The 23,497-nt window shown below is 58.5% G+C and carries 20 protein-coding genes; 4 read left to right on the top strand and 16 right to left on the bottom strand.

Annotated features, from left to right (window positions below; genetic code table 11):
* Positions 1-51 precede the first annotated feature (51 nt).
* The gene (locus H598_RS0114120) at positions 52-867 is read left to right on the top strand and encodes a MaoC family dehydratase (protein ID WP_028113584.1); all 816 of its coding nucleotides are present in this window, start codon (positions 52-54) and stop codon (positions 865-867) included.
* Positions 868-926: 59 nt separating this feature from the next.
* Here H598_RS0114120 and H598_RS24420 read toward each other — a convergent pair whose 3' ends face one another.
* From H598_RS24420 to H598_RS0114070, 10 genes are all read right to left on the bottom strand, one after another.
* Entirely contained in the window at positions 927-1,427 is a 501-nt protein-coding gene (locus tag H598_RS24420; protein ID WP_051252733.1) for a YbjN domain-containing protein, read from the bottom strand.
* 116 nt (positions 1,428-1,543) lie between these two features.
* Entirely contained in the window at positions 1,544-2,338 is a 795-nt protein-coding gene (locus H598_RS0114110; RefSeq protein WP_028113583.1) for a LytR/AlgR family response regulator transcription factor, read from the bottom strand.
* Positions 2,331-3,398 (bottom strand): sensor histidine kinase, encoded by a 1,068-nt coding sequence (locus H598_RS0114105; protein ID WP_028113582.1) that lies wholly within the window; start codon positions 3,396-3,398, stop codon positions 2,331-2,333. The genes H598_RS0114110 and H598_RS0114105 overlap by 8 nt, the downstream gene beginning before the upstream one ends.
* Positions 3,398-4,657: a hypothetical protein gene (locus H598_RS0114100; protein ID WP_028113581.1), complete on the bottom strand. Its 1,260-nt coding sequence runs from the start codon at positions 4,655-4,657 to the stop codon at positions 3,398-3,400. The genes H598_RS0114105 and H598_RS0114100 overlap by 1 nt, the downstream gene beginning before the upstream one ends.
* Entirely contained in the window at positions 4,657-5,433 is a 777-nt protein-coding gene (locus tag H598_RS0114095; RefSeq protein ID WP_084144475.1) for an outer membrane lipoprotein-sorting protein, read from the bottom strand. The genes H598_RS0114100 and H598_RS0114095 overlap by 1 nt, the downstream gene beginning before the upstream one ends.
* A complete protein-coding gene (locus H598_RS0114090; RefSeq protein ID WP_028113579.1) occupies positions 5,426-6,691 on the bottom strand; it encodes an ABC transporter permease in 1,266 nt (421 codons plus the stop codon). Before H598_RS0114090 ends, H598_RS0114095 begins: the two co-directional genes overlap by 8 nt.
* Positions 6,679-7,362, bottom strand: a complete 684-nt coding sequence (locus H598_RS0114085) for an ABC transporter ATP-binding protein (RefSeq protein ID WP_028113578.1) — start codon at positions 7,360-7,362, stop codon at positions 6,679-6,681. Before H598_RS0114085 ends, H598_RS0114090 begins: the two co-directional genes overlap by 13 nt.
* Positions 7,363-7,366: 4 nt before the next feature.
* Positions 7,367-8,005: a hypothetical protein gene (locus tag H598_RS0114080; protein ID WP_035415939.1), complete on the bottom strand. Its 639-nt coding sequence runs from the start codon at positions 8,003-8,005 to the stop codon at positions 7,367-7,369.
* 164 nt (positions 8,006-8,169) lie between these two features.
* Complete coding sequence (locus H598_RS0114075) at positions 8,170-8,721, bottom strand: porin family protein (protein ID WP_028113576.1); 552 nt, start codon at positions 8,719-8,721, stop codon at positions 8,170-8,172.
* A gap of 233 nt (positions 8,722-8,954) precedes the next feature.
* Entirely contained in the window at positions 8,955-9,998 is a 1,044-nt protein-coding gene (locus H598_RS0114070; protein ID WP_028113575.1) for a Glu/Leu/Phe/Val dehydrogenase dimerization domain-containing protein, read from the bottom strand.
* Positions 9,999-10,206: 208 nt separating this feature from the next.
* On the opposite strand from H598_RS0114070, the gene H598_RS0114065 reads away from it, so the two are divergent.
* Entirely contained in the window at positions 10,207-10,617 is a 411-nt protein-coding gene (locus H598_RS0114065; protein ID WP_028113574.1) for a DUF4826 family protein, read from the top strand.
* Between the two features lie 52 nt (positions 10,618-10,669).
* Here H598_RS0114065 and H598_RS0114060 read toward each other — a convergent pair whose 3' ends face one another.
* The 3 genes from H598_RS0114060 to H598_RS0114050 form a co-directional block, all read right to left on the bottom strand.
* Complete coding sequence (locus H598_RS0114060; RefSeq protein ID WP_028113573.1) at positions 10,670-12,052, bottom strand: sigma-54-dependent transcriptional regulator; 1,383 nt, start codon at positions 12,050-12,052, stop codon at positions 10,670-10,672.
* A complete protein-coding gene (locus H598_RS0114055) occupies positions 12,049-14,019 on the bottom strand; it encodes an ATP-binding protein (protein ID WP_028113572.1) in 1,971 nt (656 codons plus the stop codon). Before H598_RS0114055 ends, H598_RS0114060 begins: the two co-directional genes overlap by 4 nt.
* A gap of 120 nt (positions 14,020-14,139) precedes the next feature.
* Positions 14,140-15,204: a porin gene (locus tag H598_RS0114050; RefSeq protein ID WP_028113571.1), complete on the bottom strand. Its 1,065-nt coding sequence runs from the start codon at positions 15,202-15,204 to the stop codon at positions 14,140-14,142.
* A 421-nt stretch (positions 15,205-15,625) separates the two neighbouring features.
* On the opposite strand from H598_RS0114050, the gene H598_RS0114045 reads away from it, so the two are divergent.
* Complete coding sequence (locus H598_RS0114045; protein WP_028113570.1) at positions 15,626-17,410, top strand: flavocytochrome c; 1,785 nt, start codon at positions 15,626-15,628, stop codon at positions 17,408-17,410.
* A gap of 344 nt (positions 17,411-17,754) precedes the next feature.
* Positions 17,755-18,159, top strand: coding sequence for a DUF2057 family protein (locus H598_RS0114040; protein ID WP_028113569.1), 405 nt, complete (start codon positions 17,755-17,757; stop codon positions 18,157-18,159).
* A gap of 49 nt (positions 18,160-18,208) precedes the next feature.
* Here H598_RS0114040 and H598_RS0114035 read toward each other — a convergent pair whose 3' ends face one another.
* Genes H598_RS0114035 through H598_RS0114025 form a run of 3 tightly spaced genes read right to left on the bottom strand, consistent with a single transcriptional unit; the run spans position 18,209 to position 23,475 of the window.
* Entirely contained in the window at positions 18,209-19,342 is a 1,134-nt protein-coding gene (locus H598_RS0114035; RefSeq protein ID WP_028113568.1) for a cupin domain-containing protein, read from the bottom strand.
* 54 nt (positions 19,343-19,396) lie between these two features.
* The gene (locus H598_RS0114030) at positions 19,397-22,456 is read right to left on the bottom strand and encodes an efflux RND transporter permease subunit (protein WP_245595602.1); all 3,060 of its coding nucleotides are present in this window, start codon (positions 22,454-22,456) and stop codon (positions 19,397-19,399) included.
* The gene (locus H598_RS0114025) at positions 22,444-23,475 is read right to left on the bottom strand and encodes an efflux RND transporter periplasmic adaptor subunit (RefSeq protein WP_028113566.1); all 1,032 of its coding nucleotides are present in this window, start codon (positions 23,473-23,475) and stop codon (positions 22,444-22,446) included. Before H598_RS0114025 ends, H598_RS0114030 begins: the two co-directional genes overlap by 13 nt.
* Between the last annotated feature and the right edge of the window lie 22 nt (positions 23,476-23,497).

Genomic DNA, 23,497 nt, shown 5'->3' with positions numbered 1-23,497 from the left:
GGGTTGTAGATTCAACTGTCAGGCATTGTTATGCCCCCTCAAGGAAACGCCGTGCTTCAATACCATGCTAACCAGATCCCTGCTTCGATCCCCCTGATTGCCCGCGCCATTATGAAGCGCGCCGTGCCTGCAGAATTGCCTGAAAAGGCCATCGAGATTACCGGGTTTCGATTCGATCAAAGCAAGCTGGAGAAGTACAACGCCTTTTGTGGGTTCGCCTCGGGCAGCCTGCCGCTGAGCTACCTGTTTGTGGCCACTCAGCCGGTGCAGTTGATGCTATTGATTCAGCGAGATGTGCCGGTGAAACCCCTCGGCATGATTCACCTCGGCGTCAGCTTCGAGCTGTTGCAGCCCCTGAGCCTGGATCAGGACTACGACTTCACCCTGAAGGTCGGTGATCAGCAGGAAACCATCAAGGGACTGGAGTTTGAGTTGATTGGCGAATTTTATGTGGCCGGTCAGTGCGTTGCCCGTTACGTCAGCCGCTGCCTGTTGAAGCTGGATGGGCCGCGTAAACGCGGACGCCCTGCCCGTGAACCCAAGATCGCTTACGATTGGAAGGCGATTGGCCAGATTGCGCTGGAAGAGGCTGATGCTCGACGATATGCGTCGATCTCCGGCGATTACAACCCTATCCACCTGCATCGTCTGACCGCCAAGCCGTTCGGTTTTGACGCCCCTATCGCTCACGGCATGTACCTGGTGGCCAAGATGCTGGCCAGCGTTAACGAGCCGTTGACTCAGGCCAGTTTCCAGTTTCAGCGTCCGGTGCTGATGCCCTGCACTGGCACCATCGAGCGCGATGGCGAGGGTTTGCGGTTGGCCAACGACGCCGGCAAGGCGCTGGTGGCAGCGAAGATCAGCTAACTCTGCCGGCAACCAAAAAAGGCTCCCTGGGGAGCCTTTTTTTGTGGTTGAACGCCGGGTTAGTGAAGCTGATGCTGTTGACCCAGTTCAATCTCGATCTCGGCCGGCAACTCGTCGTCGTCCCCCTCCAGCAGCGCATAGCCTTGCTCATGCACCCAGGCCAGCAGGGTCTGGAGTTGCTGGCTGTGATGGCTGACAAAATCGTTGAACTGGGCTTCGCTCAGGCCGGCGGCGGTACGCACCTGGGCGCTGATGATCAGTTTCGGCAGGGTATCATCCAGCAGTTCGATAAACAGTTTCAGATCACCGAAGCGTTGGTTAAGCTCGCCCAACTCACTGTGTAGCTTAAACAGCGCCGCCGGACGCAGCTCCATCGAGGTACTGAACTGGATCAGGCTTTGGTCTTCAGCCAGTTCCAGCTTGCTGTCAAATACTCCGGGGCACTCCTGAAGGCGGGTCAGGTGAAAGCCGTCGCAGGCGCCACACAGGTAAAATTCCACCTGCAAGGCTTCTAGCCAGCGGTGCAGATCGGCGTGTCCAGGTTGTGTCAGTTGAGGCATATAAGAGCTAAGTCGGTTGCTGTGAGGGCGCTAGGATACCATTGCCACCGGGTGCTGTCACAGGGGCCGTGACCATAAGCGGCCAACCGCGGAATTTTATCGCAGTCGTTGCAGCCTCACATCTCTTTGAATAACGACTGGGCACTGCGGCTTACGGCCAGGGAGTGAGGCCCGATCTGTACCTTGAGTTTGCCACCGAACTCCTTGGTTACTCGGTCGATGGCGGCCACATTGACGATGGTGGAGCGGTGAATCTGCCAGAAGCAGTCCGGATCCAGTTGCGGCAAAAGCTCTTTTAGCGAACTGCGGATCAGGTACTCGACCGGGGCTTCACCGGCGACACGGGTGAACAGCGACACGTATTTGTCGTCGGCCTTAAAATAGAGCACATCGTCGATGGCGATCAGGTGGATCTCCTCCTGACGGCTGGCTTTTATCCACGACAGAAACGGCTTGGCCATCGCCGGTGCCAGTTGACTGAGTTGCGTCATCAGTTGCTGCAGGCGGGCGTGGTCGTGCGCAGGTGCGGCCTGACTGGCCAGCCGTTGCTGCAGCTTGTGACAGGCCTGCTGGAGGCGCTCGTCCGACAGCGGTTTTAGCAGGTAGTCCACGGCGTTGTTGTCAAATGCGCGCAGGGCATACTCGTCATAGGCGGTGGTGAACACCACCAGAGGCGGAGTGCTGAGGCGGGCCAATTGCCCGGCCAGTGCCATGCCATCGAGCTTGGGCATGCGAATGTCCAGAAACACCACGTCCGGCTGATGGCGGTGGATGGCCTCTAAAGCCTGCTGGCCATTGGCGGCACTGGCGACGATCTGCAGTTGCGGCCAGATCTGGGCCAGGGCCCGATCGAGATGGTGGCGAAGCAGGGGTTCGTCATCGGCAATGACGGCAGTGACAATCTCAGTCATGGCTGGGCTCCGGCAGTGAGGACAGTTCAGTAAGGGGCAGGGACACCCGGCTGTCGACGCCGCCGCTGGCGTTTTCGACAATGGACAAAGAGGCCTTGCCGTCGAACAGGGCCTTGAGTCGGGCTCGGAGATTGCTCAGGCCCAGCCCTTGCCCTTGATGGGTTTTGCCAGAATGTTGCAGGCCACCGCCGTTGTCGCTGACCAACAACTGTACCCGGTCCTGTTGCTGGCTCAGGCATACCTGAATGTGGCCGCCGTCCTCCTGGGGCTCCAGGCCGTGGTAGAGGGCATTTTCCACCAATGGCTGCAGTAACAGCGGTGGCAATGAGTGGCCCATCAGCGCCGGGTCGCAGTGAATATCAAAACTCAGCCGCTGTCCCAATCGAATCTGTTGCAGTTCCAGGTAGGCCCGGATCAGGCTGATCTCTTCGTCGACGCCGATTTGCTGAGCCCGATTGCTTTTCAAGGTCGTGCGCAGCAGTTGGGTCAGGCGTTCCAACATTCGCTTGGCTTTGTCGGCATCGGTGTCGATAAGTACCATGATATTGGCCAGGGTATTGAACAGGAAGTGTGGCTCAATCTGGCTTTGCAGTTGTGCCAGTTGGCTCAGGGCCAGGGCCCGCTCCTGTTCGCTTTGGCGTCGGCGGGCCGCTTCCATCTGTTGCTCGATGATCGCCTTCTGAGCCTTGGCGTAGTAGTAGTAATAGCAGGTGACGGTGAACAGCAGAGCCAGCATCAGCACCGGTTTCATGCCGTCAAATGAGTCAAAGCCAGGGGCATCGCTGAGCCAGAACCAGGCGTTGACAGAGCCGATACTCATGGCTCCGGAAACGGCACCCAGAACGGTCCAGCGTTGATTCAGGCTGGGCCACAGAGTCATGATCAGCCGGCTACCGGCAAAGCCGCTGAGGCCATAGCCATAGCTGATCAGCAGGTGCACGGTAAAGGCACTGGGCCACAGCTGATAGGTGGCTATGGCGATGACAAAGCAAAACAGCGCGGTGAAACCAAAGGATTTCAAATTGTCGCGATGAAAGCGTCCGATGTGCACGTCGTTCATTAAAATCGTCCTTTCAGATTTAGCAAAATCATACGCTTATCCGGGAGATTGTGGTAGGCCGAGTCACTGGCACCGCAGCTAAAGCGAGCGGCCAGCTCGACGACCAGGCTGCTATCGCCGTCGTCGATGGCCTGCCAACTAAGCCATTGTGTGGCGATCAGGCCGTGATCCTCCGGGGCGTAGAGCAGATCCAGAGTCGGAGTGAGCTGCTGCAACCAAGGGTAAGAGTGACTCCAGTCCCAGTGGTGCCAGCCGCTGCTGTCCAGGCTCCAGTGCGCCAGCAGGTTGTGGCGGACAATGTTGGCGTGCCAGTAGCCCTGAGCGTAGCTGTAACTCAGGGGCTGCCAAGGCGTGCCCTGGTGGTCGACGGCCCGTTGCCGGGCCAGTTGCCATTGTGACTGGCTCCAGCTGCGGCTGTCGTACCAGTATTCCATGATGACGTTGTGGCCGGTTTCGTTGGCCCAGGTGAAGCCAACAAGCGCCTGCCCCGCCCCTTGCTGATGGTTGAGAATGGCGGGTTGGTGGGGGTCGTCGGGAAGCTGATAGCCATAGTAGTGGCGTTGGATGAGGGCGCTGGCGTGCAGCTCCCAGGCCAGGCCGAGCACGTTGACCCAGCTGGCGCCAAGCAGGCCATGGCGGACATCGTCATAATAGCCAATCAGCTGGTACTCCTGATCGCCGTCGAGCCAGTAACGGCGCAGGCCCACGCCCTGCTGCTCGCTCGCCTGCTCCAGTGGGGTGCCGGTTTGCGACACCCAGGAGGAGTCGGTGTAGAGCAGGGTCCATTCGCCATTCAGGTCGAAATGGGACAGCAGAGCGGTACCGACGCCCTCTTCAACCTGAATGCCGATGGGGTTACGGCGATAACCTTTGAAGATGTCCAGGGGGCGATAGCCGTAGCCGACGCCCCAGTCGATGCGGGATTTTCCCAGCGTCAGGTCCAGCGTCAGGTCGCCACTGCTCAGGCTGCCTTGCCAGGTCAGCTCCCGCACCAGCAGATCGGCATCCAACTCGGCGTCGTCACTGGCGACCAGGTTGTTGGTGCGCAGAGCCAGGCTGCCGAGCCATTGAGAATGCTGAAATTCCAGCTCCAGCAGCGCGTCCACGGAGTGGCGGTGATCCTGTTGCGGTTCGGCAAACAGCACGCTGTTTCGCGGTTGCTGTCCTGCGGCACTGAGTTGCCAGTCCCAGTCCAGTCGCAGCGAATCGGCCTGGGCCGACAGGGCGGTGCCCAACAGGATCAGTGGCAGAGCGCGCATCAGAGCTCCGACAGGCTGTTGCGGGACAAGTAGGCCGGGTTGTAGTACTTGTCTGGTAATGAGGCGGGAGTGATCTGCAGATACTCCACCCGGGTCCGTTTGTGGGGCTGAATGCGGTCCAGCAGAGTCATGGCGATCACCGCCGGTTTCTGCGCTCGAGTCCCTGGTTCAAACCAGGCTTGTTTCGCCAGTTTACCGGAGTGCAGATACAGATCCGCCCGCACCGGGAAGTCGCTGTCTTTCGCTAGCCACAGGTCGATGTGGCGGTAGCTGGCACCCGGGTAGCGGGCGGTCAGGCTGAGCCGGTTACAGTCGATGGCGGCGCCGTGAGGCGGCGTGATCCGTTCAGCACTGACCCACTGTCCCTGGTAGCTGTCGCTCCAGGTCAAGGTGGACAGATCGCCCACCGAGGCTTCACCCAGCAATTTTTGCATCGGAGTGATGCGAATGGGGCGGCGGCTTTTAGGCATCAGCAGCCAATAGTTGTCCTCCAGCATCAACATCTTCTGGCCGGCTTCAGCCTTGGATTTGAACAGCACCAGAGACTGATGGTTGGCCCGGGTATAGACGTGATAGCGGCGGGTCTTGCTGAGCACGTCATTCTCAAACAGGCTCACGGTGGTGACCACTTTGGAGGCCTGTTCATCGAGGCGATAGCCGTCGGCGATGCGCAGTTGTTCGGCGGGAGTGCGGTCCGGAGTCGCCATGGCAGCCAGAGGCAGAAGCATCGCCAGCCACCGCAGAGAGTGGGTCAATGAGCACAGGAGTTTATACATGGGTCAGGGCCTCGGTAATGGGCGTGCGGACGCCTTTACGGGCGGCCAGAAAGGCGGCCAGCAGGCAGATTAGGGTGACGCCGACGGTGGCCATCAGCACCAGCTCCCAGGAGAACTGGATGTGCAGCGGGTAGCCATTGCTGCGTCCCGGTGGTGGCGGCATCTGCACCTCAACCAGCAGCAGAAACACGCTGACCAAGGCGGTGGCCAGGGCGCCGGCGATGCTGCCCAGCAGCGCCAGTAAGCCGGCTTCACGGACAAAGCCGTTGACGATCTCCATTGGCAGGGTGCCCATGGCCGCTAGGGTGCCAATCTCACGAGTGCGTTCGCTGACGGACATGGTCAGGGTATTGAACAGGGACGCGAACACCACCAGCGCCATGACCAGCCCCATGATGCCAAAAATGCGGTCATACAGGTTTTTGACGCCGCGGTAGAAAAAGGCCCGCTCCTGCCAGGGGGTCACCTCCAGGGTGCGCTGCTGCTCAGCCAGGCTCTGTTGCACCTGATGGCGCACCGATTCGGTGGCGTCGGTGTGGTGAAGAAACAGCGACAGGGTACTGATGCGATCACTGGCCAGCAGCTCTGCGGCCGAATTCAGTTGCAGATACAACTGGCGTTTGTCCAGATCCGGCACCCCGGTGGAGTAGATACCATGGACCTGAAAGTCCAGGGCGTTCAGGGCGCCTTCGCTGGTGGTGGACAGCAAGGTGATCCAGTCTCCGGGCTCAACTCTGAGGCTGCTGGCCAGTTGCTGACCCAGCATGACCTGGGGCGCATCGGCATCATAGCGGGGCGAGTCGATGGCGGTCAGGGCGTGGCCCTGGCGGATATCCAGGAAAGGGCCTTTGAGTTCAAACTCTCGGGCGGTCACCCCGATCCCCATAAAGATGGTGGAGGTGGTGCCGTTGGAGATCAAACCGGTAAAGTAGATGCGAGGCTGAATCGCCTTGATCTCCGGGTTGTCAGACAGCGCCTGGATGAGCGCCTGGCTGTTGTCGATGCCATTGCTCAGTGGCATCTCCTCATCCTGTTCAAAGTAACCCGGTTGGCTGAGGGTCAGGTGGCCGCTGTCCCGGGCTGTGGCTTCCTGCAGGGCCCGGTAGGTAAACAGGCCAAAGCCGCCGGCGCTGGTCAGGGCAAAGACGGCGATGGCGATAATGATCACCGCCAGGCTGCTGCGGCGGCCATTTCTCAGCAGATTCAGAGCCGCCAGTTTGAATGAGTAGGGGAAAAGAGGTGCTGTCAGCTGGCCCATTGTCTGGCCTCCCTGTGCATCTGGCCGTCCAGCAGCGACAGGGTACGATCGCAACGGCCGGCCATTCTTGAGTCGTGAGTGGCGATGATGAAGGTGGTGCCCCGTTGGTGTCCCAGCCGTTTCATGATATCGATGATCAGGTTGGCGTTGTCGCTGTCCAGGCTGGCGGTGGGTTCGTCGGCGATCACCAGCGCCGGTTGGTGCACCAAGGCCCGGGCGATGGCGACTCGCTGTTGCTGGCCGCCGGAGAGATGATCGGGGCGATGATCCAGTACCGATTTCAGTCCCACCTCGGTGAGCATGCTGCGGGCCTGGCGGCGCTGTTCGGCTCGGCTTAGTCCAGCCAGATAGAGGGGGTAGGCGACATTCTCTTCGGCGGTCATCACCGGCACCAGGTTGAAGCGTTGGAACACAAAGCCCATCTGCTGGCGGCGAAACAGGGCCGCCGCCCTGGCGTCTGAAGGCAGAGTCTGATCATTAAAGCGAATCTCGCCGGCGTCGTGACGGTCCAGCAGGCCGAGTAGGTTCAGCAGCGTGCTTTTGCCAGAGCCGGAGGGGCCGCACAGGGCCACCATCTCTGACGCGTCAATCTGACCGCTGACCCCGCGCAGGGCGTGCACCCGTTGCTGGCCATGGCCATAGGTTTTGTGCAGTTCATCGAAACGCAGCATCGGATTACCCCTTAGCCAGCAAGGCATGGGCGGCCAGGGTGTCCGGGTGCTGTGGTGCCTGTTGCTGCATCCGCTTGAGCCACAATCTGGCCTGGTAGTCGTCGTCGGCTTTGAGGGCGGCGGCGATGGCATAGTGGTAGATCCAACTGACGGCGGCAAAGGGCTGCTGTTGAAACTGCGGCTCTTCCAGCAACACCAGGTAAAGGTCATAGCCCTTGTCAAACTGATTGAACATGCCTGGCAGTTGGGTATAGGTGACGGCGGCGGTGGCCCGGGCCAGATAGTTCTCGGGCAGCCCCTGGATTCGAGGCTGCTGAGCCAGCGGCAGCGATTGCTCATTGAGCAGGTTCAAGCCGCGATCGATGTGGCTCAGGCCGGACTCGACGTAGCCCATCGCCTTCCAGGGCAGCCAGGTGTCGCGACCTTTCAGGGTTTCGCTGGCGCCCAGATACACCAGGGTCAGCGGGGTCTCGCCTTCGCTGCGGATAAGCTCATTGAATTGGTCATAGGCCTGATCTACCTTGTCTTCATCCCCCTGGGCGGCCTGGTTATAGAGGTGAATCAGTTCGACGCCGGGGGTGGCGGCGACAGACAGGCTGAACGTCAGCAGGGCGGCAGTGAGGGTGGTAATGAGGGGGTTCATGGTCGGCTCCTTAATCCATTAAACAGGGTCAGGAGCAGATTAGCCGGGTCAGGGCCGCGCTGCCGGCCGATGCGACCAAGGGCCGTTATCGGCGATAAACGGTTAGCTGCGGGAGTGAATGGGGGCCGTGCCCAGGCGGGCACGGCGTCCGGGAGAGGAAATGGTCAGAAGCGGTAGCTGAGGGCGACGCTGATCCCCTTAATATCGATGTGGTCGCCGAGCTTCTGATAGTCGTAGCCGACTTTCAGGCCCAGGCCGATGTCCCATTCGTAGCGCCAACCCGCCGACAGGCCGAAATCAAAGCCGTCGTCGCTGCCAACGACCTCACCGTCATCAAAGACGTCGTAGTCGAAATCCAGGCCATTGGCCTGCAGGTACAAGCGGTTGCGCTGTGAGAGTGGCAGTTGCAGGCGGACGCTGTACTGAATGCCCTGGTACTCCAGTTTGGAATCGGTGAACGCGTCGACGGGGAACAGGGCAAAGTCGTCACTGTCGCCCCACAGGTAGCCGACGCCCACCGACATCCAATCGGTGACGGCGTAGCGGTAGGACAGCGTATTGTGGGCACTGCCGACATCATTCAGCTCATGGGTGATGTCGCTGCGATCGCTGTCCATGACGGAAAAATCCATCTGGTACTCGACGCTGTGGGAGGAGGTGTTGGCAACGGCGTGCAGCGGCAGCAGGGCCACGCACAGCAGCAGGGCTGGTTTCATCCATTCATCCTTAAATTTTGCGTCCGACGCCTTAGCGATTCGGCCGCCATATGGGGCTATCGTTATGAGTAAATGTCTTTTTCATCAACATCTTGTATTTAAGTCTCGAGTGAGTGTATGAGCCCGTCTGGCTTGGTTCAAGGCGCAGGATCACAAAACAGGATCCGTGAAGGCCGGGCTGGAGGCAGAAAAAAACCCCGCAGGGCGGGGTTTGTGCAGGCTGGGTCAGAGAATCAGGCTTTGGCGGCTCTGGCCTTGGCAATGATCTCCCGGGCCATGACATCGGCCACGTCGCCGGTGGTCCGATCCTGTTCTTCGGCGCTGCGGAAGATGGTCAGCAGGGTATCGTAGATTTTACGCACCTTGGCGTCTGATTTGGCAGCGTCATAGTCCTTCTCAAAGGAGACGTTGATGATGCCACCGGCGTTGATGACGTAATCCGGCGCGTACAGAATCCCTTTCTGCTTTAGCACTTCGCCGTGGCGAGGCTCGGCCAGTTGGTTGTTGGCGCAGCCGGCGACGATGGTGGCCTTAAGCTGGGGGATGGTGGCGTCATTGATGGTGGCACCCAAAGCGCATGGGCAATAGACGTCGACCGCCTGGCTGTAGATCTCGTCCAGACCAACGATGGTGGCACCAAATTCGGTGGCGGCGCGGTCCAGTTGCTCGGCGCTGAGATCGCAGACCACCAGTTCGGCCCCGGCTTCGTGCAGGTAACGGCAGGTATCGAAGCCGACGTGCCCCAGTCCCTGAACCGCCACTTTGATCCCCTCCAGGCTGTCGAGGCCGCGTTGGTGTTTTACCGCAGCCTTGATGCCCAGGAAGGTACCCAGCGCCGTGAACGGCGAGGGATCGCCGCTCTGGCCTTCCAGGCCGCACATATAGGGGGTGACTTCGTGGGCGGTCATGATGTCGGAGGTGTTGATGCCCACGTCTTCGGCGGAGTAATACCGTCCGCCCAGAGAGTCCACGGCGCGGCCGAAGGCGTGAAACAGGGCCTCGGATTTGTCGGACTTGGGATCGCCGATGATCACCGATTTGCCGCCGCCAAACTCCAGTCCGGCCAGGGCGTTTTTATAGGTCATTCCCCGGGACAGACGCAGAACGTCGTTGACCGCGTCCGCTTCGCTGTCATAGGGCCACATACGGCATCCGCCGACTGCAGGGCCCAGAGTGGTGTCATGGACAGCGATGATCGCTTTCAGGCCTGAGGCCTGGTCATGACAGAACATGACGTGCTCGTGCCCGTCAAAAGAGATGTGCTCAAAAATAGCCACTAGCTTGCTCCCTGTGCAGTTTGGCCTTGGTCTCAGGCCTTCTTATATGTGATTATGGACGCAACCATACCAGTGACGACCGGGTGCGCCAAGTCGAACCACGGTACCTTAGTGGCAAAGATGGCAAGCAAAGTTGACATAGATCACACTCTGAAGGCATCAGCCTAAGGCTTGACTGGTAAGCGCTGAAATAAATAAGGAAGAGGTAATGACAGAACAACAAGGCACCGAGGAACAGCGTTGGATTCGTGAGCAGTTTCAAAAGGCCAATCGCCATATGGCAGAGAAGGGCTTGATTCCCGGTAAGGTGCTGGATAAGGACAGCCGCATTCTGCCCCCGTTCGTGACGCTTTGGAAAATTCAGGAAAATGGCAGTGCCAGCCGTCGTTTCTGGGTGATCAGTGGCGACCTGCCGACGGATCTGCTGGATGCTCAGAACATTCCGGACGCCAGAGAGGCGCTGCGTCACTTTGCCCTGAACTGGCAGTTGAAGGCGGAGAACATTCTGCGCACCACCCAAGACAAGACGCAGGTGGAGTTTGCCAACCTGATGATCGCCAGAGCCGAGTCGATGGCCACCATGCACATGACCGACCGCTACTGGCAGCAGCAAGGCTGAGTGCACAGCAACCAGACAGGGAGCCAGTGGCTCCCTTTTTTTGCCTCGGGGGTCACTCCCCCTTGGCGATGCGCCGGCTCAGGGCGCTTTGACTGATTCCCAGCATCTGGGCCGCGGCGGTTTGATTGTTGGCGGTGCGGCTCATGGCTTCGTCGATAAGCGCCTTCCCTGCCTCGGCCAGGGTGGGGAGCTTATCGGGAAAGCGCAACTGCTGGTCGATGGGCGCCGCCGAGCCATTGAGTTCGTTGATGGCTTCCAGAAACGGGGCCACATTGAGGTGGGTGTCGTCGCTGCGGCTGACCGCATCAAACACCATCCCTTTCAGCTCCTGCAGGTTGCCAGGGAACTGGTAGCCACGCAGCTTGTCGGCCAGATCCCTAGGCTGCAACGGCGCCGTCCGCTGCATCTCGTTGGCCGCCATCTCAATAAAGTGATTGATCAGCATGGTCAGGTCCAGGGGGCGATCCCGCAGTGGCGGCAGGTTGATGCGGTGGGACCTTAGCCGGTACAGCAGATCGTTGCGGAATTTACCCGCCTGCTTCAGCGCCAGCAGATCGTGTTGGGTCGAGGCGACTATTCGGCACCGCACCGGCTGAGGTCGATCGCTGCCCAGCGGGTAGTATTGACGGTGCTGCAGCAGGTCCAGCAATTTACTCTGGGCCTCCAGCGGCAGATCGCCAATCTCATCCAGGTAGAGCACGCCATCGGCGGCGCTGTGCACCAATCCGGCCCGGGCGGGTTCATCGGCACCCAGGGCACCGCGAATCTGACCAAACAGGGTGGCCTCGATGGTGGACAGGTTCAGGCCGGCCAGGTTGATGGACACAAAGGGCGCATCGGCACAGCTCAACAGGTGCAGTGCTTTAGCGAATTGATCTTTGCCACTGCCGCTCTCGCCGGTGATCAGTATCGGCTCGGGGCTGATGGCCAACGCCTCCAGGTAGCGCAGCCGATCCAGCATGGCCGGCTCACAGGTCAGGATGTGGTTGAAGGCCTGAGGTTGGCTCAGCTCCTTGGTGAGGAAGCTGTCTTTGACGTGCTGATAGCTACGCTCCAGCCCCACCACTTCCAGTGCCCGGCGAACCGAGATCGCCAGGTCGTCCACATCGCCGGTTTTAATGAAGTAATCGTAGGCGCCTCGTTTCATGCAGCGCACGGCGGTGTCCACCTCATTGACTCCGGTGACGATGATGACCCGGGTATTGGGGTACTGGTTGCGAATCGATTCCAGCAACTCCTCACCGGAGTGAAATGGCATGGTCAGATCCAGCAGCACCAGGGCGTAGTCCTTGGTGTCGAGGCGGTTCATGACCTGGCGGCTGTCGACACAGGTGTCCACATTGGCTTCCGGTACCAGTCGATTCAGAGTCATGGACAGGGTTCTGAGCCACTGCGACTCGTCATCGACCAAAAGCAGATTTCTTGCCAGTTTCATTGACTGGGCTCCTCGGAAAACAGCAGAGTCATGGTGGTGCCTTTCCCCGGACTGGACTGAACCTGCCAGTCGCCGTGGTGTTCATTGACGATGCGGCTGCACACCGACAGTCCCAGTCCGCTGCCGCCAATGGCGCGGCGGGTGGTGAAGAAAGGCTCTTTAATGCGTTGCAGGGTGGCATGGTCCATGCCGCAGCCGTTGTCGGCCACGCGAATGTAAACCATCTCCTCTTCGATGCCACTGCTGAGAATCAGTTTGCCGCTGTCCCGAGTCATCGCATGGCAGGCGTTTTGAATCAGGTTAATCACCACCTGTTGCAGCTGCTGGGCGTCGCCATAGATCCGCGGGCCGGGCTCGGTCAGGTGGGTTTCAATACTGAAGCGTTTGACCTGGTTGGCGGTCAGTCGCAGCGACACCTGAATGACGTCATTGACGTTCAGGGCCTGGTGATTGCGATGTTGTTCGGGCTGGGCATACTGTTTAAGGTCATTGACGATGCGGCTAATGCGCCGGGCCCCCTCTTCGATGGTCTGGCTGCCGTGATCCAGCTCCAGCACCGCCCGCTGTGGCTCCAGGCCGGCGATCAGCCAGAAGGGGTCCTGGTGCTGGTAGTGCTCGATGGCCGGTTTCAGATCCTGCATCGCCTCACTGAACAGGGCGATGGCATGCACAATCAGCCCGGTGGGGTTGTTGATTTCATGGGCGATGCCGGCGGACAACTCCCCCAGTGAGGCCAGGCGGCTGGCCTGATCGTTGGCCTGGCGCAGCTGATGCTGTTCGGTGGTTTCTTCAAGCAGCACCACCACCTGTTCACCACCGATGGGGTGGACCTGCAACTGCCAGTAGCGCTGTTCCTGATGCAGTTCGCGCACCTGAGGTTTCTGAGTGTTCAGCACCAGCCGCAGCAGCGGCGCCAGTTGAAAGTGCAAGCCGCTGGCATTGAGCAGGGCACTGGACTCCAGCAGTTCGATGTTTTTGCCATTGCTCCACAGCCGCGTTTGTTGGCGGTCGTAGAGGATGACGCCATGGGGAATGCCGTCCAGCACCGACTGGAATTGTTCCGACAGCTGGGAAATCTGCTTTTCGGCGGCGCGGCGCTGGGCCAGTTCGCTGTCCAGATCCAGGGTGCGCTTGTGCAGTCGTCGGCTCATGGACCAGGTAAATACCATGCCGGTGGCAGCCAGGGTCGCCACGAACAGCGCCCACCACATCACCTTCTCCTGGGTGGAGATCAGATCCACCTTCTCTCGCCCGGTACCAAACCACTTGTTGACCAGCCGATCGTACTCGCCAGACAGTTTCAGTTGTCTCAGGGCCGAATTGATCTGCCCCATGAGTTCGGCATTTTTGTCGTTGCTGACAAAGTTAAAGGCGCCGAAAATCAACGGATCACTGGCACTTCGAACCGAAGGGTAGTGGGGTTGCAGTCGCCGTGCCACAAAGTTCTCTGCTAGAACCACGTCGACCCGTTTCTGCAGCAGCATCTTAAAGCCGGTTTCATAGAGGTCGACATCGATACGGATGAAGTTCTGTGGGTGGCCCTGCAGGTAGACATCCACAAATGAGCCAACCTTTATCGCAACCCGCTTGCTGGCCAGATCTTGCCAGTTGTTGATGAAGCTCTTTCCCTGCAAGGTGTAAGCCTTAGCGTGGGTGGCGTAGATGGGGTCGGATTGTTGCAGGGTGCGGTTGATGCTGACCGGACTGACTACGGCGATGACGTCGATGTCACTGTCGGGGTTCTGGACGTCCCGTACCAGCTGCTGGAACGATTTTCGTCGCACCCGGATTTGACGGTGGGTCAACTGGCCGATGCGGGACATCAGCTCAACGTGAAATCCCTGGTCGACACCGTTGTTGCGCCACTCCAATGGCGCGGTATTGGAGTGCACACCGAAGATGACGGGGTCGGCATTGGCGCTGACGAAGCCCGAAAACGCAATAAGCAAAAGCAGACAATATTTCATAGCCCGGAATGATACCTAAGGCCGGTCGGCAGGGGTGTGCTCGAGGTCGCGAATTTGACTCAGTCAGGGATGAAAAAAAGGGGCCGTATGGCCCCTTTTTGTGAGTCAGTGCAAGTGGTTTTAGAACTTGTAGTGCAGACCCATGGAGAAGATGTTGTCGCCTTCGTCGTACAGTTTGGCACCGGCGGTGGCAATCTCGGCGTCGAAGCGGCTGTAGTGAGCGTAAACCTTGGCAGCTTTGCTCAGTTTGTAGTCCGCACCCACGGCGTAGTTGGTCACTTCGGCGGTGGTGATGTCGGCTTTATCCAGACCGGACAGGCTCTTGATGACGTTGCCAGCGTACTTACCGTTACCGGAATCGTCCTGGCCGTAACGGGCCTTCAGGCTCAGTTTTTCAGTCAGCGGGTAGCTGGCGTCGATGGCAAAGCCGTTGCCATCCAGGTTACTGTGCTCGAGATCCTGAGTATCCTGGAACATGGCGCCCAGTTTTACCTGACCCAGTTTTACCTGACCGGTTACACGGTAGGCTTCGTCGCCGCCGATGCCGGCGTTGTAGGCCACGGCCACGAAGTAGTTTTTCTTGGCCAGTTTCTTGTCGCCGTACAGGGCGGCAACGGAGTACAGATCGCCTTGTTTATCCCAAGTCTCGTCGAAATTATCTGATTTAGCGTCATCTTCCAGCTGGTAGGTACCGATAACGGTAACGCCACCCAGAGAAGGGGTGGTGAAGCTGATCATGTCACCGTGACGGCTGTTACCGGAGAACAGACGGTTGATATCGGTGTTGGTGACGTTGAACTGATCCACGCCGCCTTCCGCTTTCCAGAACGCCTGGCCCATGCGACCGAAGGTCATCTCACCGAAGCCGCCTTTCAGACCCAGGTAGGTGTCACGAGAGGAGAATGGGTTGGAGCCATTGGCTTCGTCATCGCCTTTTACCATGACTTCGGCTTTGTAGACCAAATCCAGGGCGTCGTTCAGGCCAACGGTGCCTTTAATGCCCACCAGGGAGAAATCGTTTTCGATGGTGGTTCCTTCACCGCCGCCAGGGTTGGAGGCGAAGCCGGTGTCGGCGTTGGTTACGGCCATACGCATGGCGCCGTAGAAGGTTGGCATTTCAGCTTGAGCAGCAGCGGAACCCATCAGTGCCAGCAGCATTGAAGAAGCAATAATGCTTTTTTTCATCTTAAAACCCTTTTTATTTAGAGTGGGGATTATTTGCTGGCTAGATTAAGGAAAGATTCAATGTTGTTATGTGATCCATTACCAAATTTGTTTTTTGAATCTATCTCATTTCGTATTTTTTGCCCGTCTTCCAATTTTTACCCTTTTGTTTGATCGGCTTGGCGCGGCGCTATGCAAAACTGCATAGCGCCCTTGTGTATCATGCAGTTGTGCATGGCCTTGACGGCCGGTTGTGACCCGATCTCCAGTTCTGTTCAAGGCACTTGAATCTGAGTTTTGAGTACTCAATTATAGGTATCAAAAGAAAGCTGAAATAAATTGCGTACTGAATGTTTGGTCACAGCCTTTATTTTAAGCACTTTATTGGTTGTCCGTGTTACTCGTTAATTATCGGATTGCTAAATACACTTAGGAGATATTGATGAACGCTCGCAAATATGCACTTTCCATTGGTGCGGTATTGGTGTCCGGCCTGCTATCTACCGGCGCCTTCGCTGCCGATAATCTGGCCGATTTTCATGGTGAAAACATGGAGTGTGATGCCTGTCACACCGAAAGCATGGAGTTGTCCGATGACAACCTGAGCCATGAAAATGCCCAGTGTGTGTCCTGCCACGGTGACCTGAAAGAGGTTGCTGAAACCACCAAGCATGAGCACTACAATGCTCACGACTCTCACTTCCCGGGTGAGCCAGCCTGTACCTCTTGCCACAGCGGTCACCAGCAATCTCTGAACTACTGTGATTCCTGCCACAGCTTCGACTTCGACATGCCGTACCGCGGCAAGTGGGAGCGTCACGAGCCTAGCATCGCCGAGCTGCACAAAGACAAGGCCGATCGTCAGGCAGCACTGGCTGCAGCCCCTCGTGACACCGTCGATGTGCTGGTTGTTGGCTCCGGTGGCGCTGGCTTCTCCGCGGCGGTATCGGCGTTTGATAATGGCGCCAAGGTAATGCTGATTGAGAAAGAGCCGGTTATCGGTGGTAACGCTAAACTGGCCGCCGGCGGCATGAACGCTGCAGAAACTAAGCAGCAAGCGGCTAAGGGCATCAAAGACAGCATCGAGCTGATGACCAAAGACACCATGAAAGGTGGCCGTAACATCAACGATCCTGCCCTTGTTAAGGTACTGGTAGAGCACTCTGCCGGCTCCATTGACTGGATGACCAACATGGGTGCCGACCTGAGCGATGTGGGCCGCATGGGTGGCGCGTCTGTAAACCGTACTCACCGTCCTACCGGTGGTGCTGGTGTCGGCGCTCACGTGGTTCAGGTTCTGTACGATAACGCCGTTAAGCGTGGCATCGACATGCGCATGAACAGCCGCGGTGTTGAAGTACTGAAAGACGACGCCGGTAAAGTGAAAGGCATGCTGGTGAAAGGTAAGTACACCGGTTACTACTGGGTGAAAGCCGACGCCGTGGTACTGGCAACCGGTGGTTTCGGTAAGAACAACGAACGCGTGTCCAAGCTGGATCCTAAGCTGAAAGGCTTTAAAGCCACCAACCAACCTGGTGCCACCGGTGACGGTCTGGACGTGGCGGCCGAAGCGGGTGCGGACATGGTTGACCTGAAGTACATCCAGGCTCACCCAACTCTGTCTGTGGCCGGTGGTGTGATGGTAACCGAAGCGGTTCGCGGTAACGGTGCCATCCTGGTTAACCGTGAAGGTAAGCGTTTCGTCAATGAAATCACCACCCGTGATAAAGCGGCGGCGGCGATTCTGAAGCAAACCGGCGGTACTGCCTTCCTGATCTTCGATGACTCTGTACGTCACTCTCTGAAGAAGATTGAGAAGTACATCGGTCTGGGTGTGGTTCCTAGCAACGCATCTGCCGTAGCGCTGGGAGATTCTCAGGGCATCAACGGTAACAACCTGGAGAAGACCATTGCCCGTTACAACGAGCTGGTTGCAGCCGGTAAAGACAGTGACTTCGAGCGTCCTCAACTGCCTCGCGCACTGAACGAAGGCAGCTACTACGCCATCGAAGTGACTCCAGGTGTTCACCACACCATGGGCGGCGTCAAGATCGACAACAAGTCTGAGATTCTGAACGCTGAAGGCAAGGTGATTCCTGGCCTGTACGGTGCCGGTGAAGTGACTGGCGGTGTTCACGGTGCTAACCGTCTGGGTGGTAACGCCATCTCTGACATCGTCACCTTCGGTCGCCTGGCCGGTGAGCAAGCGGCTAAGTACGCCAAGTAAGCTCTGAAACAATCAATTCCTGCACGATTTGGGAGAGCCTTTGGGCTCTCCCCTTTTTTTATCCTTTCCTTTCCGATGGCCACGTCATCGATCCCGCCTCTGCACCTCCTACCATATTCATTCAGAATGAACTGTGTTTGTTAGTCAATCTAATGGGTATCAAGGCAGAGATTGCGGTTGCTGGCAGTCAGTCATGGTCATGACTGGGGCGATTTGCCTCAGATTCTGCTGTTAATTGCAAATCAAAATGTGATCAATGTCACATTTTCTGTTAGATCTAATAGGGACTGGGCCTGATGGCATCGGACACCGGGCCCGCAAACCGGTATCAGGGAGACGATAACATGAACAAACTTATGCTTGGTGCGGCACTGCTGCTGGCTTCGGCGACCACTTCGGCCGCAACATTGCAGTTGCCACTGGGATTTGAGGCGATGAACGTCAACGGCGAAGCGGTATCTCGGCAGCAACAAACCATTGAGTTGGGGCAGGGCAAGCAGGTGGTGACCCTGCGTTACATCAATCCTTTCATTAGCCATCCTGAGGCCAATGATCACTACACCTCTGCCCCCATCCATCTGGTGTTCAACGCCGATCAAGGGGAGTACCGGATAGCGTTAAAAGACCGTCGCACTTACGAGGCGTACGGCCATGACCTGAAATTCCAGGTTGAGCAAAACGGCCAGGCGGTACCGTCAAAGCGCTACAGCAACACCGGCGCCATTGCCGTGGCGCTACTGGCAGACTAGCCCATCAGGGTTGATAAAAACGGGAGCCAGCGGCTCCCTTTTTTTGTGCTCAGTGGTTGTCTTGCAGATACCAGTAACCCTGGTTGACCCACTGCAGCAATTCGGCGGCGCTCTGTGGATTGCTAAGCAGGGGCGTTAGCATGGGGAACTCCAGCTTATGATGCCGGGCCAGATCGGTGATGGCATCGGCAAGGCCGTTGGGCAGGCACCAACGCTGGCCGTCCAGAAACAGGCTGGTGTCATCGCCCTCCAGTTGCAGGCACTTTAATCCGCCTACCCGCTGCAGGTGCTGGCCTTGTTGCAGCGCGTGTTGCAGCTGCGACAGTGACAATGGGGGTTGGAGTGGCTGCAGATCCAGCTCGAAGCGGTTTTGGCTGAGCAGGGTGCCGAGCATCGGCCCCAGGGTGGCCGTATCGGCCACCAGTTGGCTGATCAGCTTGGCCATACCCTGTTGGTGCGCCTGGCTGATGCGCTGCGGTTGGGCCGGCTCGCTGTTGGAGATAAATCGGCGCTTGCCCAGGTCCTGGTCCTGCAGGCAGTCAGCCAATTGGCTGATGAGCTCCTGTTGACTGGGAGCCCGAAACCCCACCGAGTAGGAGAGGGAGGGCACCAGAGTCTGACCGCAGTGGGGGTAGCCCGGCGGAATATACAGCAGGTCGCCCGGAGCCATCTCCACATCGATGATGGCGTCAAAATCCTCCACCAGTGCCATGGTGCTGTGTCCCGCTCTGGGGCGATGGGGGCCACGGTTGCCCACCTGCCAACGGCGCCGGCCCTGGCCCTGAATGATGAAGACGTCGTAGTTATCGACATGGGGGCCGACGCCGCCTCCGGGGGCGGCAAAAGAAACCATCAGGTCGTCAAAGCGCCAGTCCGGCAGGAAGCGAAATGCGCTGGCCAGCTCGGCGGCGGCGGGAACAAAGTGGTTCACGGCCTGCACCAGCAGTTGCCAGCCTTGGTCGCCGAAGCGGCTGAAATCCTCAATCGGTCCGGGTTCGGCGCGCCACTGACCCTGCTGTTGAATGATGACGCGGCTGCTGGCGGTTTCCTCCAGAGCCACGCCGGCCAGTTCATCCGGCTCCAGCGGGTCGATGAAATCGGCAAAGGCGGCGGGGATATACAGCGGCCGCTGTTGCCAATGGTGGCGAATGGCGTCGAGGGCGTCAGGTTGCAGCGAGTACATAGGTGTCCTTGAGAAAGAGTCCGGGCCAGCTTGGCAGGCCCGGATTATACACGCTCAGGGGGCGGGGGTTCGAATGTTGAAAAACAGGGCGTACAACACGGGAATCAGGATTAGCGTCAGCAGGGTCGCAAACGACAGTCCGCCGACCAGGACCACAGACATGGAGCGAAAGAAGGCGTCAAAAAACAGCGGCAGTACCCCGAGTACCGTGGTCAGGGCCCCCATCATCACCGGCCGGACCCGGCTGGCGGAGGCGTCGATGACCGCTTGATAGGGGGCTTTGCCCTCCGCAATCTCCAGATCAATTTGATCCACCAGGACGATGGCGTTTTTGATCAGCAAACCGGAGAGGGAGAGCAGCCCCAGGATCCCCATGAACTCCATGGGTGTAGAGGTGGCAAGCAGGCCGGCCACCACCCCGATCAGGGACAGTGGCACCACCAGCCAGATGATCACCGGTTGGCGAACGGTGCCGAACAGCACAAACACGATGACGACCATAAACATCACCCCGAGAGGAATCACTGAGGCCAGGTCCTGCTGAGATTCTGTGGAATCGCCAAATTCTCCATCCCACTCCAGACTGTAGCCGTTGGGCAGGGGGATCGCCTCCACCTGAGCCCTGATGCGAGTAAGCAGATCCGATGCCAGCTCCCCGGGGAGTGGGTCGCTCTGGGCCTTGATGGTCCACAGCCTGTCTTCTCGCTTTATCTGCCCGTCACGCCAGATAGTGCGAAACTCTTCAACCACTTGAGCAATGGGTACGGTCTGGCCGGTGCTGGCACTCAGTACCTGAATATTTTGGATGCCCTTGATGCCGACTCGTTCCAGTGCCGGCGCCCGGGCGAAGATGGGGATAAGATCATCAAATTCTCGAAAGGTGCCGATCTGCCGGCCGGAGAAGTTAGTCAACAGCGCCATGGCCAGGTCTTCCCGATTGATGCCGGCTCGCCGGGCTTCCGATTCTGAGTAGATGGGTTCAATGACGCTAACCGGTTGGCGCCAGTCATCCTTGATGGCGATGGCGCCGCCATCGGCAATCATGATGGCCTTGGCTCGATCCGCCAGTTGCCTGAGTACGGCCCGGTCAGGTCCCTTGAAGGTGGCTTCGATCTTGGAGCCACCTCCTGGCCCCAGTACAAAGCGCCACACCTTGGCCTGAGCATTGGGGAAGTTTTGGTCAATGTAATTCTGAATCCTGGGGATCAGGGTATCGTTGCGCCGATAGTCATCCAGGCGCACCAGCAGCTGGCCGTAGGCGCTGTTTTCCGATTCCGGCGAGTACACCAGCATGTAGCGAAGGCCTCCTGCACCTATGGTGGCGTTGACCGACTTCACCCCTTGCTGTTGCAGAATAAAGGTTTCGACCGCGGCCAAGTCTTGGTAAGTGCGTTCGATGTCACTCCCCTGGGGCAGCCAGTAATCCACCACCATCTGAGGCGTGGTGGAGGCGGGGAAGAAGCCGTCCTTGACGAACTGAAAGCCCCATACCGATGCGATGAACAGCGCCACCACTCCGGCACACACCAACAGACGTAGCTTCAGGGCCAGTGTCAGGCTGGACTTATAGGCTCGGGTAAAGGCACCGTCGCCAGCATTGGCATCACTGTCCGGTGATTGCTCTTTAAACAGCCAGTAGCAAAACAGGGGCGTCAGGGTCAGGGCAAACAGCCAGCTGTAGAGCAGGGAGATGAGGATCACCCAGAACAGGTGGCCGGTGTACTCGGCGGTGTCGCCGGGCGCGAAGCCGATGGGGGCAAAGGCGATGATGCCCACCAGGGTGCCTCCCAGCAATGGCCACTGGGTCTGGGTAACGATGTTTTTGGCTATGGCCAGTTTTTTTGTGCCTCGCTGCATCCCCACCAGTATTCCTTCGGTGACCACAATGGCATTGTCGACCATCATTCCCAGGGCGATGATCAATGCCCCCAATGAGATGCGGTGCATGGGGATGCCGCTGATGTGCATGGTGGCCAGGGTGGCGGCGATGGTCAGCAGCAAGATGGCGCCGATCACCGCAGCGGACTTCAGGCCCATAAACAGCAGCAGGGTCACCACCACAATCACCAGTGCGATAAGCACGTTGGCCACAAACCCCTGCACAGAAGCCGCCACCTCTTGCCCTTGATGGTAGAACTGGTTGACCTCCATGCCCCAGGGGCGGCGGCTTTCCGCATCCGCCAGCTTGGCGTCTATCGCTTGGCCCACCTTGACGATGTTGCTACCCTGAACCGCTGAGATCCCCATGGCGACGGCAGGCTGGCCATTGAAGCGGTAGCTGTGATCCCTGGGGGTCTGATAGCCGCGCCAGACATTGGCGATGTCCTTGAGGTAGACCACCTGGCCATCTGCGGTGGAGGAGACCTGAAGGTTGCGAATGGACTCCACCGAATCGATGTTGCCACTGGGGTAGATGATTACCCGTTTATCGCCAATCTTGACGTCACCGGCGCTGCTGACGGTATTCTGGCTCTCCAGAGTGGCGTAGATATTGTTGATATTAAGTCCCAGGGCGGTGGCATGGGCCCGGGAGATCTCCACATAGATTCCCTCACTGCGTTCCCCGCCCAGGCTCACCTTGGCCACATCCTCCACTTGCAGCAGTTCGCTCTGCAACTGCTTGGCGTAGCGACGCAATTCCGCATCGGAAAATCCCTGGCCAGTGATCAGGTAATAGAGGCCGTAGACGTCGCCAAAGTCATCCACCACTACAGATTCGTAGGTGCCAGGGGGCAGGTCGGTTTGGGCATCGCGCACCTTGTTGCGCAGCTTGGTCCACACCAGACTCAGGGCGTCTTTGCTCTTGGAGAATTCATATTTGATGTTGACCTTGATCTCCGATACCCCGTCCGATGAGGTGGACTCCAGGTAGTCCACTTCCTGCATCTCCTGAATCGCCTGCTCCAGAGGATCGGTGACCTCTTCGGCCACCTCCTCGGGGCTGGCGCCGGGGTAAAGTGTGATCACCGGTGCTTCTCGAATGGTGAAGTCGGGGTCCTCCAGCCGGGGCATCTCCTGGTAGGCGTTCCAGCCTCCCATGCACACCAGGATAATCAGGATAACGCTGAAGACCTTGTTGCGAATGCTGAACTCTGCCAGGTTCAATCCTGCCATGGTTTCACCTCCATCCCCTCCGCCAGATAGGCGCCGCCGGCAGCAACTATGGTATCGCCGATGGCCAGTCCCGCACTGACTGGCACCAGGTCACCCACACCATCGGAGACCTGGATATCCCGGCGGATGACGGAGCCGCTCTGCTGCTGGTAGAGCCACACATAGGTTTGGGTTCCCTGCTGCTGAACCGCCTCCAGCGGGATGGCCAGAGTAGTGCTGCCAGCTCCGGGGGGCGAGGCTTCGACCGTGGCCAGCATGCCAGGCAGTATCAGTTTGCCCTTCGGTGGGGTGAACAGCCAGGTAACCGGATAGGTCTGGGAACTGGGGTCGGCAATCAGGCCAATTTCCTTGAATCGGGCGGTGTAGCGTCGCTCCGGGTCGGCATTGATGATCACCTCAACTTTGGGTGGCTGGCCGGACTTAATCAGCCTGGAGGGAACATTGAAATTTACCTCAAGTTCCTGGGTGTCGATTAATTTAGCCACCAGCTCTCCGGCAGTGATGTTCTGTAGGTTGATTACCGGCACCTGGGCGATGGTGCCAGAGAAGGGCGCGTGCAGTACGCTGTCATCCAGGGCCTTCTGTGCGATCCCCAGGTTGGCTTTGGCTATGTCGCGGGCGGAGAGCTGCTTGGTGAGATCACTTTGGGAGATCAGTCCCTTGGAGGCCACTTGCTCCAGTCGTCGGTATTCCCGCTCGGCGTTGTCATACTCCGCCTGAGCCGACGCCAGCTTATTGAGGAAATCCCGCTGGTCCAGCTTGGCCAGCAGTTCACCTTCCTGAACCTGTTGAGCCTCGATGATGTTGAGCTCCTTGAGCAGGCCACTGACCTGAAAACTCAGGGCGGCGTCCCGGGAAGCGTCCACCACGGCAGGAAATTCATAGACTTGGTTGCGCTGGGCGTCGGTGATGGTGAACAGCTTTACCGGCCTGACGGCGGCGGCGCGTTGTGGTTGCGGTTCCGGGGAGCAGGCGAGCAGTAGCGGCAGGCTAAACAGCAGAGGCTTCAGGGAGTTCATCTGGGGCTCCGATGAAAAAAAG

The organism is Ferrimonas kyonanensis DSM 18153, from assembly GCF_000425405.1.
Classification (GTDB): Bacteria; Pseudomonadota; Gammaproteobacteria; order Enterobacterales; family Shewanellaceae; genus Ferrimonas; species Ferrimonas kyonanensis.
The sequence above is the reverse complement of the archived record's forward strand: the minus strand, read 5'-3'. Positions and strand labels throughout refer to the sequence as shown.

Excerpts from the sequence above, each read along its gene's own strand:
- H598_RS24420 (WP_051252733.1), bottom strand. The coding sequence starts at position 1,427 with ATGCCTCAACTGACACAACCTGGACACGCCGATCTGCACCGCTGGCTA.
- H598_RS0114110 (WP_028113583.1), bottom strand. The coding sequence starts at position 2,338 with ATGACTGAGATTGTCACTGCCGTCATTGCCGATGACGAACCCCTGCTT.
- H598_RS0114105 (WP_028113582.1), bottom strand. The coding sequence starts at position 3,398 with ATGAACGACGTGCACATCGGACGCTTTCATCGCGACAATTTGAAATCC.
- H598_RS0114100 (WP_028113581.1), bottom strand. The coding sequence starts at position 4,657 with ATGCGCGCTCTGCCACTGATCCTGTTGGGCACCGCCCTGTCGGCCCAG.
- H598_RS0114095 (WP_084144475.1), bottom strand. The coding sequence starts at position 5,433 with ATGTATAAACTCCTGTGCTCATTGACCCACTCTCTGCGGTGGCTGGCG.
- H598_RS0114090 (WP_028113579.1), bottom strand. The coding sequence starts at position 6,691 with ATGGGCCAGCTGACAGCACCTCTTTTCCCCTACTCATTCAAACTGGCG.
- H598_RS0114085 (WP_028113578.1), bottom strand. The coding sequence starts at position 7,362 with ATGCTGCGTTTCGATGAACTGCACAAAACCTATGGCCATGGCCAGCAA.
- H598_RS0114080 (WP_035415939.1), bottom strand. The coding sequence starts at position 8,005 with ATGAACCCCCTCATTACCACCCTCACTGCCGCCCTGCTGACGTTCAGC.
- H598_RS0114075 (WP_028113576.1), bottom strand. The coding sequence starts at position 8,721 with ATGAAACCAGCCCTGCTGCTGTGCGTGGCCCTGCTGCCGCTGCACGCC.
- H598_RS0114065 (WP_028113574.1), top strand. The coding sequence starts at position 10,207 with ATGACAGAACAACAAGGCACCGAGGAACAGCGTTGGATTCGTGAGCAG.
- H598_RS0114060 (WP_028113573.1), bottom strand. The coding sequence starts at position 12,052 with ATGAAACTGGCAAGAAATCTGCTTTTGGTCGATGACGAGTCGCAGTGG.
- H598_RS0114055 (WP_028113572.1), bottom strand. The coding sequence starts at position 14,019 with ATGAAATATTGTCTGCTTTTGCTTATTGCGTTTTCGGGCTTCGTCAGC.
- H598_RS0114050 (WP_028113571.1), bottom strand. The coding sequence starts at position 15,204 with ATGAAAAAAAGCATTATTGCTTCTTCAATGCTGCTGGCACTGATGGGT.
- H598_RS0114045 (WP_028113570.1), top strand. The coding sequence starts at position 15,626 with ATGAACGCTCGCAAATATGCACTTTCCATTGGTGCGGTATTGGTGTCC.
- H598_RS0114040 (WP_028113569.1), top strand. The coding sequence starts at position 17,755 with ATGAACAAACTTATGCTTGGTGCGGCACTGCTGCTGGCTTCGGCGACC.
- H598_RS0114035 (WP_028113568.1), bottom strand. The coding sequence starts at position 19,342 with ATGTACTCGCTGCAACCTGACGCCCTCGACGCCATTCGCCACCATTGG.
- H598_RS0114030 (WP_245595602.1), bottom strand. The coding sequence starts at position 22,456 with ATGGCAGGATTGAACCTGGCAGAGTTCAGCATTCGCAACAAGGTCTTC.
- H598_RS0114025 (WP_028113566.1), bottom strand. The coding sequence starts at position 23,475 with ATGAACTCCCTGAAGCCTCTGCTGTTTAGCCTGCCGCTACTGCTCGCC.